Origin of the sequence: Litorivita pollutaquae, from assembly GCF_003205515.1 — a bacterium.
Taxonomy (GTDB): domain Bacteria; phylum Pseudomonadota; class Alphaproteobacteria; order Rhodobacterales; family Rhodobacteraceae; genus Litorivita; species Litorivita pollutaquae.
Map to the genome: position 1 here is coordinate 333,461 of NZ_KZ826481.1, position 13,142 is coordinate 346,602.

Below are 13,142 nucleotides of genomic sequence, written 5' to 3' on the forward strand. Positions count from 1 at the left end.
GCCGCCGCCGCGATTGGACGCCAGAGCAGAGATACAAAAAGTGGCACATTTTCAACTAGGTGCTGAAAAATGTGGCAAAATAAAAGGGCGCACCCGATGGGCCGCCCTTCGTGAATTGTCTGGCTGCACTCACCCGGAAATCACACGGGCAATCGACACCCCCGCAGCGATGCGCAAATCTGTTGCGCACCGCCAGAGTGCCAACCGAGGGGCCGGTTAGATGTAGTAGATATCGCGGAAGACGTGCAGCGCGATGCCGTCGCGCGTCAAACCCATGGCGGAGAGTTCCGCATCGGATTTCGCTTCCAGAGCGGCAATTTCACCAGCGCGTGATTTACGCTCGACATACCGTTCAATGCCCCGCCCGATCGCGGCGAAAAAGGCGCGCAGCCCAAGGCTGCTGTCGGAGATATTTGTGCTGTGAGTGGCCATTTGGAAAACCTCTTGGGTTGGGGGTCAGTTTGCTCCCATGCCTTTTAATTTAGGTCAACAATTGCGCCCTTACCAGTGCCGGTTTGGTATTGCTGCCATGCGATTTCTGCAATGCAGCAAATTAGTCATAATTACTGTCCCTCATATGAATGATCGGTCACGCTTCTGGCTGCGGGCGGCAAGGATCGCTTGGAGATATCAGCACAGCGATGCAGTGCCCCCGCACGCGACCTAGACCGCGCGGGATTGGATTTCTCTTGCCCGAACGATCAAAGCACGCCTCAGAACATGAAATACCGCTGCGCCATTGGCAGCGTTTGCGCAGGCTCACAGGTCAGCAAAACGCCATCCGCCCGGACCTCGTAGGTTTCTGGGTCCACCTCGATTTTCGGCAAGGCATCGTTGAGCTTGAGATCGGCCTTGCCGATGTTCCGCGTGCCTTTGACCGCCACCACGTCTTTGGACAGGCCATATTTGCCGCGGATCCCGTCGGCCTCTGCTGCCGCCGATACAAACAAGGCCGCTGAACGTTCTACCGCCCGCCCCATGGTGCCGAACATCGGCCGCGAATACACCGGTTGCGGCGTCGGGATCGAGGCATTGGGATCGCCCATTTGCGCGCAGGCAATCATGCCGCCCACCATAACCATATCCGGTTTCACCCCGAAAAATGCCGGGGACCAAAGCACCAGATCGGCACGCTTGCCCAGATCAATCGAACCTATTTCGTGGCTGATCCCATGGGCGATGGCCGGATTTATGGTGTATTTGGCGATATAGCGGCGCACACGCAGATTGTCGTTCTCGCCAGTTTCCTCGGGCAGGCGCCCGCGCTGTTTGCGCATCTTGTCAGCGGTCTGCCATGTGCGGATCAAAACCTCGCCCACGCGGCCCATGGCTTGGCTATCCGAGGCGATGATCGAAAAGGCCCCCATATCGTGCAAGATATCCTCGGCGGCGATGGTTTCGCGCCGGATGCGGCTTTCGGCGAAGGCGACGTCTTCGGGGATGGATTTGTCGAGGTGATGGCACACCATCAACATGTCGAGATGTTCATCCACCGTATTGACCGTAAAGGGCCGCGTCGGGTTGGTCGAGGACGGGATCACATTGGCATCGCCGCATATTTTAATAATGTCCGGCGCATGGCCGCCCCCCGCACCTTCGGTATGAAAGGCATGGATTGTGCGGCCTTTGATGGCCGCGACGGTGTTTTCGACAAAGCCGCTTTCGTTGAGCGTATCGGTGTGGATCATCACCTGCACATCCATGTCATCGGCCACCGAGAGGCAGCAATCAATCGCCGCAGGGGTGGTGCCCCAATCCTCATGCAGCTTGAGCGACGAGGCTCCCGCCTTGACCATTTCCACAAGGGCGGCGGGCTGGCTGGCGTTGCCTTTGCCCGCGAGGCCGATATTGACCGGAACGGCATCCATCGCTTGGAGCATCCGCTCAATATGCCACGGGCCGGGGGTGCAGGTCGTGGCCAATGTGCCATGCGCGGGGCCGGTGCCGCCGCCCAGCATCGTGGTCACACCCGAATGCAGCGCATCGTCGATTTGCTGCGGGCAGATAAAATGGATGTGGCTGTCAAAGCCGCCCGCAGTCAGGATCTTGCCTTCGCCCGCGATCGCTTCGGTGCCGGGACCGACGATAATATCAACGCCGTCTTGCGTATCGGGATTGCCCGCCTTGCCAATGGCGCAAATCCGGCCATCCCGCAATCCGATGTCGGCCTTATAGATACCGTTGTAATCCACCACCAAAGCATTGGTAATAACGGTGTCCACCGCCCCCTCGGCGCGGGTCGCTTGGGATTGGCCCATGCCATCGCGGATCACCTTACCGCCGCCGAATTTCACTTCTTCGCCGTAGGTCGTCAGATCCGCCTCGACTTCGATGATGAGATCCGTGTCAGCAAGCCGCAGGCGGTCGCCCACGGTGGGGCCATACATAGCGGCATAATCAGGGCGAGAGATTTTAACGGGCATCGGGTCGGTCCTTAAGGCAATTGGTGCACATCCCGGCAGAAGACGGGCGGCACAGTATCGAGCAAAGAGTCAGGGCAATTTTGGGCCGCGTTTGGCAAGACGTTTGGCATTGGATTTCGTCCGTTGCCGCAGGGGTTTCATCCCCGCGCCGGCAATCTGATCGGGACGGGCACCCGACAAGGCCGCACGGGTTACCGCCACGCCTGCTTCGGTAAACGCATTGGTTTTCTCTTTCACCATGCGGGTGTTCTCATGCGGGGTGACGGCCCAAAACCCCGCCATGCCCATGATCCGATACCCGACAACGGCCTGCGCCTCAAAGGCAAGCATCGTCGCCTCGCTGGCCACCCGCCAAATATCCATGGCAGATGCGGGAGAGAAGGCAATGAAGGGCTTCATCACAGCGCCCCCATCACGGCTTGGTTGAAACCGAAGATCCGGCGCGTGCCGCCAACGGGGATCAATTGCACCTCGCGGCGCTGCCCCGGTTCAAACCGCACGGCGGTGCCGGCTGCGATATCGAGCCGCAAACCACGGGCCGCATCGCGGTCAAAATCAAGCGCGCCATTGGCCTCGGCAAAATGGTAATGGCTTCCGATTTGCACGGGGCGGTCCCCGGTATTGGCGACCATCAATGTGATGGCCTTTGCGCCGTCATTCAACATGATATCGCCAGAGGCGGGCAACAGTTCACCGGGTATCATTTGGCGTCTTTCTGCGCGCGTGGCGCTGTTTGTCACAACAGGTCTCCAAATAGATCGAAGACTTTGTACGCGGGGCTGCAAGATGCAGAACATCGCGGATAACATTTCGGAATTTCGTCATGATTTCAGCCACTTCAAACCTCCATTCGATATGTTCTTCACCTGATCGGATTGTGCACAGTCACCAGCTTTGTTCCGTCGGGGAAGGTTGCTTCGACCTGCACTTCATGGATCATTTCGGGGATGCCCTCCATGCAATCAGCCGCGCCGATGACCTGCGCCCCTGCCTGCATCAAATCGCCGACCGACCGGCCATCGCGCGCGCCCTCGACAACGAAATCGGTGATGATCGCAATGGCTTCGGGATGGTTCAATTTCACTCCGCGCGCGTGGCGGTTTCGTGCCACAATCGCGGCCATCGAGATCAGCAGTTTGTCTTTTTCACGGGGGGTCAATTGCATCGGGCTACAGCATCCATGTCTTGGGCAAATCAGTCCCGCTGAGCTGCCGGATAGCAGGCAACAGCGGACGGCGAAGGTCAAAAGCGTCGGGGGCGAGCAACCGTGCAAACAGCAGGTTCTCGCGCAACATAGATGCGCCGCCGAACGGGCCAAGCGCCGCACGCAAAGGCGCAAGCTGCGCTTCGGCATCCGGGCCAACATAGAGCAAACTCGCAGTGGCCAGATGCCCCGCCAAAAGCGCCGGATGAGCACAGGTTCCAGCAAGATCCCCCTCCAGAAACAGGTTGTCCGCGAAGATCAATCGCCCGTTCTGACGCACGCGCCAGATGTCATGCAAGAGACCGGATCCGACCCGTTCGCCCATCGCCAAACGGCCAAGCGCCAGAGGCTCGACCGCCAAGAACCGTGCATCAGAGGCCAAATCGACGGTGAACTGGCGGCGGGTGCGGGCCCCATCAAACATGATGGTTTCTTGCGGCACCCAATCAAGACGGGCGCCGCTTTCGACGGTCAAAGTCACGTCGAGACATCCGGTTTCTTCGGCCTTGGCGCGGTAAAGCCGTTCGGCGGCCTGCGAGGTCAATTGCAAATGGCTGTCTTGTCCCGCTGTTGCAGCGATCGACAACCGGTCGCCCCCGGTCACCCCGCCGGCCGTGTTCAAAAACACCGCTTGCAACATATGGGCGGCGCGCGATTGCGGGAACAAAAGTTTAAGCGCACCAGACGTGCGCAGATCGTCGATCCGTGCGGCCCCGCGCGCGCGTTTGCTACGCAAAACCGCCTGCCCTACGGCGCGCGGTTGTCGCGCCGCCATGTCCGGTTCAACCCGACGCGCGGGCAAAATATGCGATTGAGCCGTGATGAGCCGATCCCCCGCGTGGCATCCCGTTTGCGACAACTGTGCGGCGAGAGCGTCGAGGATAAAAGAGCGGGCGGGCGCGCCGTTGACATTCCGGCGCGCAATCTTTTTCAAATGCCTAAAAAAGCATCAATACGCCATTTTTTGCGCCTCAACCGGTATGGTAAAGGCTGGCAAAAAGACGCGGATCATGGCTTTGGGCGGTAAATGTCGGCCCGCTGCACAGGATCGACACCGCATCATGGGAATGCAGCGATTCTTGGTGGCTGGCCACGACGCGGAAATCCCCGACGCGCGCATCGGATTGTAGCTGCTCGCAAAACAACCGCACCGCATCTTCGACAAAGATCGGATTGGCCGCATTCAACTCGGCAAAAGCCTGTTCATCCTCGCGCTTCACCATAACCTGCGTTTCGGTCGGCACGGCGGTGCGGGCCCGATCAATCAGGTCCTCGAACCAAAGATATTCGCCCTCTTTAATCTCCACGGAAATCCGCGCCACAGAGCGCTGCGAATGTGGCGTCGCCAATTGTCCGCGGGTGGCACGGGCGTGTTCGGACAACTCCAAAGAGCAGGGGCAGGTCGAACTATAGACATAGTCGAGATGCAGGTATTTGCAGCGAACGCCGCCGGTTTCGACCAGCTCGAGCGCAAGGTCGTAATATTGATACCCCTCGAGCCCGGAGCGCAAAGACGGGCGTTTCACCGGATAGGAGAGCCGCATCAGAATCCGCGCATCGAAACTGTCGAGATCGGACTTATAGTCGTCCAAAGCGGCCTCTATCACTTCGAAACTAAAGGTTTTTTCGGCATGCTTGTAAAACGACCGCATGATCCGGGACATATTGATGCCCTTCTTTTCGGCCTCAAGGCTGACCGTGCCAGTCACGGAAGTTTCGAGCCGCTGTTCGCCACCATCACGGGAGTGAAAAGCGACCGGCAGGCGAAAATTGGAAATGCCGACATGTTGGATCTGTGCGGCGGCGCCGCGAATCAAACTGGAGGGACCGTTTTGCAAATCAGGCAACGTGGCACGATAGGCATCATCGACCGCAAAATCTTGTGGATACTCGCGCGAGAATTCTGGATAGGTCGCCGGGGCGATGACATCGGCGATCTGCTCCGAAAGCGCGGCGCGCTCTGCGTCCGAGGCCGTGTCTGCAAAGGCACGCAGTGTATCAAGTGCGCGCGCAGCAGCGTTGCTATCCTGCCCGTCTGCGGGTGGAGTCGTGACATATATATTCATTCGTATTGGCCCCTTCGGTCCCATGGCACAGCCTATATGTAAGGCTTTACGCGGTTCTTTTCCAACCACTTGCATAAAATACGAACGAAAATTGATATCGGATCACTCTGTCGCGCCGCGCGGTGCGAGGCGCGATAAGAGCAAAACAAAGAGGCCCACCGCAAATTCTGTGCGGCGGACCCTTTGGCCGCGCGACAACACCGTGACCCGTTGTGCCCCCTCAGACCTGCGCCAGCGCCTGCATTAGATCGGCAATCAAATCGTCAACATCCTCAAGCCCGACAGACAGACGCACAAGACCATCGGTGATGCCAAGCATATCCTTTTGCGTTTGCGGAAGGCGTTGATGCGTGGTGGTCGCCGGATGGGTAGCGATGGATTTTGCATCTGCGAAGTTGTTGGAAATAATGATGATTTCCAAGGCATCCAGAAAACGGAAGCAGGCGTCTTTGCCGCCTTTCACCTCGATGGTCAGCACGGTGCCGGCAGCCTCGGCCTGCGCCCGTGCCAGCGCGTGCTGCGGATGGTCCTCATGCGTGGGGTAACGCACCGCAGACAATTTAGGGTGGCCAGACAGAGCCTTGGCAACGCTCAACGTCGCAGCCGCCTGTGCGCGCACACGCAACTCCAAGGTTTCAAGCGCCTTAAGGTGCGTCCATGCGGTGAAGGGATTCATCGCGCCACCGGTGTGCTTCATATAGGCTTCGACAGGGCCGCGAATGATGTCGCGCGGCCCGCAGATCACCCCGCCAAGCATCCGCCCCTGCCCGTCCACATGTTTGGTGGTCGAGACAATCGACAGGTCCGCACCGCAGGCCTGCGCATAAGAAAACACCGGCGTTGCCATCGCATCATCCACAAGAACCAGCGCATCATGCGCATGGGCAACATCGCAAACATGTTTCAAATCAATAACTTCAAGCGTCGGGTTGGAAATCGCCTCCAAGAAGACCAAGGTGGTATCGTCCGTGATCGCCGCATCCCATGCGGCATTGTCCGTGCCATCCACAAGGACAATATTGACGCCGAAACGGCCGAGGATATCTTCAAGCACATAGAGGCAGGAGCCAAACAAAGCCCGCGATGCGACAACCGTATCGCCGGATTTAAGCAATGCCATCAACGCGCCATTGACCGCCGCCATGCCCGATGCACAGGCGAAGCCGTCTTCATATCCAAGATAGCCGGAGATCCGGTCTTCGAACATGCGCATGGTCGGATTACCATATCGGGCATAGATGAATTCGTCTTCGCCCGCCGCCACGAACCGCGCCTCCGCCGCAGCGGCGGTGTCATAAACAAACCCCTGGGTCAAAAAGACGCTTTCGCTAACCTCGTTATACTGCGACCGGCGGGTGCCGCCATGCACCAATTTGGTGCGATTTTTCCAGCTGCTTTGCTCTGCCTTATCGGCCATGACGCTCTCCATTCGCGGCGGGCCTGTCGAGGGGCGGCCCACAAAAACCCCAAACGCGGGTCAGGAGAAAGGAAAGTCCTCTGGCTGACCTCTTTAGCGGTGTTTCAAAGGGTCCCTGCCCTCCTGCGGCCCGCAATCCGGTAACAAATCGCCGCGATACGGGTGTCATAAAAGGCTTTGGCCCCTGCGTCAATTGGCCAAACCGCTGCCGGAAACCCCTGCCCAGCGGGCGATCAATGGCGCGGGTTTTGCCTATTTCCGCACCCGCATCGAAAGAGGATAGGGAGGATCCCTAACGACCTATGCCATGGTCCGTCACGGTTCTTTAACTGCCGTTTCATGGCGGCGTCATATGTCTATGGGAAATAAGCGCCACAAGATATAGTGGGGGCATGGCATGAGCCTATTGCGCATCAACAGCAGCGATCACGGGCTGGAGCTCCATCGCAGCGCCCAGCAGGCAGGCGCCGCTCTTGGCTTTGCGGCGCGGCAGATGCGCGGCACTGCACCCGTGGTCTTCATGGTCCACGGCTACAAATTCGCCCCTGCCGATCCGCGCCATTGCCCGCATGATCATATCTTCAGCACCCGGCAGGACCATCCCTGTTGGAAGGCTATGAGTTGGCCGCGCGGATTGGGTGCAACAGCGCCCGAGGCGCAGATGCTTGGCATTGCCTTTGGTTGGCCGGCGCGCGGCAGCTTGCGCCGTGCCTATGCCCGCGCGCAGGTCGCCGGACAGGATTTGGCCGAAGCGGTGCGGATTGTGCGCCGCGCCGCACCCGAGCGGCCGGTTCATATCCTGACCCATTCGTTGGGCGCCCGTGTCGCCTTTTCGGCGCTGTCCGCATTGGAGGCGGGCGATATTTGCAGGGTGGTGATGCTCACGGCGGCGGAATTCACCGGCGCGGCCCGCACTGCGGCGACCACGCCCTGCGGGCGGGCCACCGAAATGTTGCATATCACCAGCCGCGAAAATGCGCTGTTTGATCACCTGCTGCGCTGGGGCATGAAGCCGCCTGCACCACGGGATTTGCCGATGGGCTTGGGCGGTAGTGTCGCCCAAAATGTGGCGCAGATCCATTTGCATCATGGCGCTGTTTTGCACCGGCTGGCCACGATGGGTTATCCGATCGCGGATCCCGCACGGCGGGTGTGTCATTGGTCGGTCTATCTTCGTGAGGGGGTTTGGCCGTTTTATCGCGCTCTGGTCGAAACACCGGATCAACTGCCGTTCGGGGTTTTGCGCGGGCTTGAGCATCTTGGCGCTGCCCCTGCGGCCCCGGTGCCCGGCATCACTGGGCCACATCACCTCCCCGTGTAATGTGGAAGCTTCGCATTGAAATCCCCTGAAGATCAGCCATGTTACCCGAGCAGTAGGGAGACATAGCATGACCATCGAACTTTATTATTGGCCGACGCCGAACGGTTGGAAAATCGCAATCGCTTTGGAGGAAATGGGCCTACCTTATAACGTCAATCTGGTGAACATCGGTGCGGGCGAGCAATTCGAGCCAGAGTTTTTGAAGATCTCGCCCAACAACCGGATGCCGGCGCTTGTCGATCCGGACGGGCCAGACGGGGCGCCGATCTCGGTGTTTGAAAGCGGCGCGATCTTGCAATATCTGGCCCGCAAAACCGGTCAATTCGGCGGCAGCAACGAACGCGAGCGCGTCGCCGTCGAAGAATGGCTCATGTGGCAGATGGGCGGGCTTGGCCCGATGGCCGGACAGGCGCATCACTTCCTCAAATATGCCCCCGCGATGGAACCGCCGAACGATTTGCCCTATGCCAAAGACCGCTATCGCAACGAGGTTGGCCGTTTGCACAGTGTCTTGGACAAGAGGTTGGCGGAGAACGAATATGTCGCCGGTGATTTCTACTCTATCGCGGATATGGCGATCTGGCCCTGGGCGATTTTGTGGGAAGGGCAGCAACAAGATATCACGGACAAACCGCATATGAAACGCTGGCTCGATCAGGTCGGCGCGCGCAAGGCGGTGCAAACCGGCAAAGAATTGGCAGCAGAGCGGCGCGCCAATATCGAAGACAGCAAGAACGCGCAAAAGGTTCTATTCGGTCAAAAAGGCTGACACCGCCGCGCCGCTCCCAATCGCAGATAACACCAAAGGCCGCCCTCTTATCGGGTGGCCTTTGGTCTGTCTACTCGCCGGGGCTGTGCTGCGGGCCATACCTGCTTAGGCGCCGTCGTCTTCCTCGATACCATGGCGGCGCATCACCCCGCCTTGGGTGATGAAGAATATAAACACCGCAGCCGTCAGACCAAATGTTTTGAAATAAACCCAGTGCTCGGTCGAAAAATTCCGCCAGATCACCTCGTTGAGCAGCGCAAGGCCAAAGAAGAACCCCGTTAAACGCCGCGTCAGGATCATCCAGCCCTCATATTCGAGCGGCATCATCTCTTCCATCACCAGTTTCAGGTAACTTTGTCCGCGCAGCAGGCCAAATCCCAAAACCGCCGCGAACAGCAAATAGATCATCGTCGGTTTCATTTTGAAGAACCGTTCGTCGTTAAACCACACGGACAGACCGCCCATCACGGTGATCAAGATCGCGGTGATCACCTGCATTTGCGACAGTTTTCCGGTCAACTTCCACAAGATCGCGGTCGAGGCGAGGATCAGCGGGATGAAGCATGCGGTGACGACGATAAAGCCTTCATACTCGGTGCCGCCGATGGTGAACATGCGGTCCTTGAGCTTGATATAGGCGGCGAAAAACAACACGATCGGGCCGATGTCGAGGCTCAGTTTGAGAAAAGGGTTGATCTCGCGGGGGTCTGCCATGTCGGGTCTCCTGCCTATGCGCCCATCTCAACTATCACAGCGCCCACCGCAATCAATGCCATAAGGGCAATGCGGCGGGGGCCAACCGTCTCTTTGAGCACAAGCCAGCCGATCAGCGCCGCAAACACCGCCGATGTTTCGCGTAAAACGGCGGCCTCGCCAACCTTATCCAAGCGGGTCGCCAACATGATCGAGCCGAAAGAGAAAAACGCCACGATGGCACCGGCAAAGCCCCGCACAAACAACGGGCCAAGTGTCGGGCGCAGGGCCGGCGTCATCGCCCGGTAGCGCAGCAAAGCCACCGGCGGCATTGCGACGGAATCAACCACAAAATACCACGCAAGGAAGGTGAAAGGATCGGGAGAAAGGCGAATGCCATACGCGTCATAAGTGGTGTAGAGCGCGACGAAAAATCCGGTTGCCACGGCCAATATAAGCGCCGCGCCGAGCGTGTCGCGCGCCACTTCGAGGTGGCGTAAATTATAAACCGCAAGGCCGAAGATCGCCGAAACCAGAACCCCGACCCCGAGCCACTGCACCGCTGTGAAAACTTCGCCAAACAAAAAGCCCGCGCCGATCACCGTGAACAGAGGCCCGGTGCCACGCACCACCGGATAGACCACCGTATAAGCGCCCTTGGTATAGGCCAGCGCCTGCAAAACCTTATAGCCAAGATGTATCAAAAAGGCGCCTGCCAGAACCGGCCAGAGGTTGGCCTCGGGCCAAGGCACCACAAACAAGGCAAAGGGCAGCGCCATCATCCCGTAGCAAAAATCAATCACCCCACGGCTGAGCCACGGATCGTGCCGCCCCTTTTGCAAGGCTCCGAACACGGCATGCAAGAATGCGGCTGACAACGCGAGGACCAATGCAAGGTCATGCCCCGCCTCAGTCCCTTCCAGCGAAATCAGCCAGTCACTCATGCCCGCGCCTGCTCACATCGCGCCGCGCGCATTTTGGCGAGGCTCACGCACACAGCCGCAGCGCCGAAGGATCGCGCAACCGCGCCGCCACGGGCGATATATCCACCCGCCGCCCGTCATGGGTCAGGATTTCTTCGCCTGCTTCGGCCAGATAAGCATATTGCTCGATCAACTCGGCCTGGATCGCATCAATAAGAAACGCGCTCCGATAAGCACGGCGCAGCGCCAGATCATAGATTTTCGGCAAGGCACCCGCGACGTCCTGATCCCACACAAGGCGACCAAAACCGACCAATTCCTCGCCGTCCATCAAAGCGCATTCCGAGAACAGGCACCGCTCTTCGGTCCATGTTTCATCGGCCTCCGACGGCACAAGCCGCGCCTCGTCGATGAGGTCTTGCACCGCATCATACATCGTCAAAGCATCAAGCCCCGCAGGCGTTGTCGCGTGCAGGTTCAAAGTATCACAGAGTTCAAGCATCAAGACCAGTCAGCGCCTTTGCAAATTCTTCAGGGTCAAATGGCGCCAGATCATCGATCTGTTCGCCGACGCCGATCGCATGGATCGGCAGGCCGAATTTATCGGCCAAAGCCACCAACACGCCGCCTTTGGCCGTGCCGTCAAGTTTCGTCATCACAAGGCCGGTGACATCGGCCAGTTTTTGGAAGGTTTCCACCTGCCGCAAGGCGTTTTGCCCCGTGGTCGCATCCAGCACCAGCAAGGTGTTATGCGGCGCGGAGGGATCTTTTTTGCGGATCACACGAACGATTTTGGCCAATTCTTCCATCAAATCGGCGCGATTTTGCAATCGCCCAGCGGTGTCGATCATCAGCAAATCCGCGCCGTCCGCTTCGGCTTTTGTCATCGCGTCGAACGCAAGGCTCGCGGGATCCGACCCTTCGGGCGCCGTCAACACCGGCACACCGGCACGCTCGCCCCAGACCTGCAATTGCCCGACGGCTGCGGCACGGAATGTATCGCCTGCCGCGATCACTACGGATTTTCCGGCAGCTTTAAATTGGCTGGCCAATTTACCAATGGTCGTGGTTTTGCCCGATCCGTTGACGCCAACCACCAACACAACCTGCGGGCGCTTGGGATAAAGCGGCATCGGCCGGGCCACGGGATCCATGATCCGCGCCACTTCGGCGGCCAAAATCCGTTTAATTTCATCGGCAGAGAGCTTTTTGCCAAAACGGCCCTCGGCCATATTGGCGGTGACGCGCAGGGCCGTATCGACGCCCATATCGGCGGAGATCAGCAACTCTTCGAGCTGCTCAAGCATATCATCATCAAGCACGCGGCGTTTGGTCGGACGCAGCGCGGCAGGCACAATTTGCGCGCGCGCAGTGGTCGCGGGAGCCATTGTCGTGGCTGTCGCGGCGGGTTCCTCTTCGCGGCCACGGCCCAACATCCGGCCCAAAATCCCGGTACGCGGCGGCACCGAGGCATCAGCGGGCGGCGCGTTCGGCACCGGGGACTGCGGGATCTCTTCGGGCGTCTCGGCGGGGGGCGTTACCGGCAATTCGGGCGTTTCTGCGGGCGGGCGCATCGGCCCCTCATCAGGTGCCGGTGCCGGCGTTTCTATCGGGTCCGGCTGCGCCGGCGTCTCGTCGGGCAATTCATCGGGGGTGTCCACAGGCACCTCGACCGGCGGTGTTGGCGCCGCCACATCAGGCGCCCCCGCCGGGATTTCAACCGGCGCAGGATCGGGAAGGATCTCTGGCTCTGGCGTGAATTCAGGTTCGGGTTCTGGTACAGTGTCCGGAGCAGGATCCGGCGCGGTTCGCGGGTCCGGTTCGGGCTGTGCAACCGGCTCTGGAACCACGTCCCGCGCCGGCATCTGGTCGCTGGCGCTCTGGGCTGCTGCATCGCTGCGCATCACGTCGTCTTCGCCGCCCTCCTCCACGATCGCATCCAACCCCTGCTCCAACTTGGATGAGGACTTGAACAACCGATCTTTGAGTTTCGAGAAAAAGGCCATGTGCCGCTCCGCTTTTGTCGCCCCCTCACCTAATGTGATGCGCACCAAGATGGAAGAGCCTGCGTGCAACAGATCGGCGGCGCAGGCCGCAAATCCCCGCCACAGCACCGCCCGTCGCCCCGCAGTCCGGCGCGGCATTGCTTTGTGCTGACGCATCCCATGGCCGGTGCCATATCTTCCCTGCGCCCGGCGCAAAGACCAAAGCGATTCGCCCCAAGGGCGCTGCGTAGCAAGCTCCGCCTTGCCGCATCACCCGCCAAACAATCCACCGTTCTCGCCACCCGCGATGCAAAACAGCAATGCCGCTCCCTATATCTGGC

14 protein-coding genes are annotated in these 13,142 nt (G+C 59.4%); 2 read left to right on the forward strand and 12 right to left on the reverse strand.

The window, feature by feature from the left end; genetic code table 11:
- Positions 1 to 216 precede the first annotated feature (216 nt).
- The 8 genes from DI396_RS01540 to DI396_RS01575 form a co-directional block, all read right to left on the reverse strand.
- On the reverse strand, positions 217 to 432 hold the full coding sequence (locus DI396_RS01540) for a hypothetical protein (RefSeq protein WP_110794387.1): 216 nt from the start codon (positions 430 to 432) through the stop codon (positions 217 to 219).
- 281 nt (positions 433 to 713) lie between these two features.
- Positions 714 to 2,423: an urease subunit alpha gene (gene ureC / locus DI396_RS01545; protein WP_110794388.1), complete on the reverse strand. Its 1,710-nt coding sequence runs from the start codon at positions 2,421 to 2,423 to the stop codon at positions 714 to 716.
- 69 nt (positions 2,424 to 2,492) lie between these two features.
- Entirely contained in the window at positions 2,493 to 2,822 is a 330-nt protein-coding gene (locus tag DI396_RS01550) for an antifreeze protein (protein WP_235851699.1), read from the reverse strand.
- The gene (locus tag DI396_RS01555; protein ID WP_110794821.1) at positions 2,822 to 3,127 is read right to left on the reverse strand and encodes an urease subunit beta; all 306 of its coding nucleotides are present in this window, start codon (positions 3,125 to 3,127) and stop codon (positions 2,822 to 2,824) included. The genes DI396_RS01550 and DI396_RS01555 overlap by 1 nt, the downstream gene beginning before the upstream one ends.
- A 158-nt stretch (positions 3,128 to 3,285) precedes the next feature.
- Positions 3,286 to 3,588, reverse strand: a complete 303-nt coding sequence (locus DI396_RS01560) for an urease subunit gamma (protein ID WP_110794389.1) — start codon at positions 3,586 to 3,588, stop codon at positions 3,286 to 3,288.
- A 4-nt stretch (positions 3,589 to 3,592) separates the two neighbouring features.
- A complete protein-coding gene (locus DI396_RS01565) occupies positions 3,593 to 4,402 on the reverse strand; it encodes an urease accessory protein UreD (RefSeq protein WP_204362773.1) in 810 nt (269 codons plus the stop codon).
- Between the two features lie 196 nt (positions 4,403 to 4,598).
- Entirely contained in the window at positions 4,599 to 5,693 is a 1,095-nt protein-coding gene (folE2, locus tag DI396_RS01570) for a GTP cyclohydrolase FolE2 (RefSeq protein ID WP_110794390.1), read from the reverse strand.
- Positions 5,694 to 5,913: 220 nt separating this feature from the next.
- Complete coding sequence (locus DI396_RS01575; protein WP_110794823.1) at positions 5,914 to 7,110, reverse strand: trans-sulfuration enzyme family protein; 1,197 nt, start codon at positions 7,108 to 7,110, stop codon at positions 5,914 to 5,916.
- Positions 7,111 to 7,507: 397 nt separating this feature from the next.
- On the opposite strand from DI396_RS01575, the gene DI396_RS01580 reads away from it, so the two are divergent.
- Positions 7,508 to 8,431, forward strand: a complete 924-nt coding sequence (locus DI396_RS01580; protein ID WP_110794391.1) for a DUF726 domain-containing protein — start codon at positions 7,508 to 7,510, stop codon at positions 8,429 to 8,431.
- A gap of 67 nt (positions 8,432 to 8,498) precedes the next feature.
- Positions 8,499 to 9,200, forward strand: coding sequence for a glutathione S-transferase N-terminal domain-containing protein (locus tag DI396_RS01585; protein WP_110794392.1), 702 nt, complete (start codon positions 8,499 to 8,501; stop codon positions 9,198 to 9,200).
- A 105-nt stretch (positions 9,201 to 9,305) separates the two neighbouring features.
- On the opposite strand, the gene DI396_RS01590 is transcribed toward DI396_RS01585, so the two are convergent.
- From DI396_RS01590 to ftsY, 4 genes are read right to left on the reverse strand one after another with little or no spacing between them, the layout of a single operon-like run.
- On the reverse strand, positions 9,306 to 9,914 hold the full coding sequence (locus DI396_RS01590; protein WP_110794393.1) for an inner membrane-spanning protein YciB: 609 nt from the start codon (positions 9,912 to 9,914) through the stop codon (positions 9,306 to 9,308).
- A gap of 14 nt (positions 9,915 to 9,928) precedes the next feature.
- Positions 9,929 to 10,837, reverse strand: coding sequence for a DMT family transporter (locus tag DI396_RS01595; RefSeq protein WP_110794394.1), 909 nt, complete (start codon positions 10,835 to 10,837; stop codon positions 9,929 to 9,931).
- 43 nt (positions 10,838 to 10,880) lie between these two features.
- Entirely contained in the window at positions 10,881 to 11,318 is a 438-nt protein-coding gene (locus DI396_RS01600) for a hypothetical protein (protein ID WP_110794395.1), read from the reverse strand.
- On the reverse strand, positions 11,311 to 12,822 hold the full coding sequence (gene ftsY, locus DI396_RS01605) for a signal recognition particle-docking protein FtsY (RefSeq protein WP_110794824.1): 1,512 nt from the start codon (positions 12,820 to 12,822) through the stop codon (positions 11,311 to 11,313). The genes DI396_RS01600 and ftsY overlap by 8 nt, the downstream gene beginning before the upstream one ends.
- Between the last annotated feature and the right edge of the window lie 320 nt (positions 12,823 to 13,142).

What these genes read in the sequence shown, in the direction of transcription:
- DI396_RS01540 (WP_110794387.1), bottom strand. Translation starts at nt 432, where the DNA reads ATGGCCACTCACAGCACAAATATCTCCGACAGCAGCCTTGGGCTGCGC.
- ureC (WP_110794388.1), bottom strand. Translation starts at nt 2,423, where the DNA reads ATGCCCGTTAAAATCTCTCGCCCTGATTATGCCGCTATGTATGGCCCC.
- DI396_RS01550 (WP_235851699.1), bottom strand. Translation starts at nt 2,822, where the DNA reads ATGAAGCCCTTCATTGCCTTCTCTCCCGCATCTGCCATGGATATTTGG.
- DI396_RS01555 (WP_110794821.1), bottom strand. Translation starts at nt 3,127, where the DNA reads ATGATACCCGGTGAACTGTTGCCCGCCTCTGGCGATATCATGTTGAAT.
- DI396_RS01560 (WP_110794389.1), bottom strand. Translation starts at nt 3,588, where the DNA reads ATGCAATTGACCCCCCGTGAAAAAGACAAACTGCTGATCTCGATGGCC.
- DI396_RS01565 (WP_204362773.1), bottom strand. Translation starts at nt 4,402, where the DNA reads ATGGCGGCGCGACAACCGCGCGCCGTAGGGCAGGCGGTTTTGCGTAGC.
- folE2 (WP_110794390.1), bottom strand. Translation starts at nt 5,693, where the DNA reads ATGAATATATATGTCACGACTCCACCCGCAGACGGGCAGGATAGCAAC.
- DI396_RS01575 (WP_110794823.1), bottom strand. Translation starts at nt 7,110, where the DNA reads ATGGCCGATAAGGCAGAGCAAAGCAGCTGGAAAAATCGCACCAAATTG.
- DI396_RS01580 (WP_110794391.1), top strand. Translation starts at nt 7,508, where the DNA reads ATGAGCCTATTGCGCATCAACAGCAGCGATCACGGGCTGGAGCTCCAT.
- DI396_RS01585 (WP_110794392.1), top strand. Translation starts at nt 8,499, where the DNA reads ATGACCATCGAACTTTATTATTGGCCGACGCCGAACGGTTGGAAAATC.
- DI396_RS01590 (WP_110794393.1), bottom strand. Translation starts at nt 9,914, where the DNA reads ATGGCAGACCCCCGCGAGATCAACCCTTTTCTCAAACTGAGCCTCGAC.
- DI396_RS01595 (WP_110794394.1), bottom strand. Translation starts at nt 10,837, where the DNA reads ATGAGTGACTGGCTGATTTCGCTGGAAGGGACTGAGGCGGGGCATGAC.
- DI396_RS01600 (WP_110794395.1), bottom strand. Translation starts at nt 11,318, where the DNA reads ATGCTTGAACTCTGTGATACTTTGAACCTGCACGCGACAACGCCTGCG.
- ftsY (WP_110794824.1), bottom strand. Translation starts at nt 12,822, where the DNA reads ATGGCCTTTTTCTCGAAACTCAAAGATCGGTTGTTCAAGTCCTCATCC.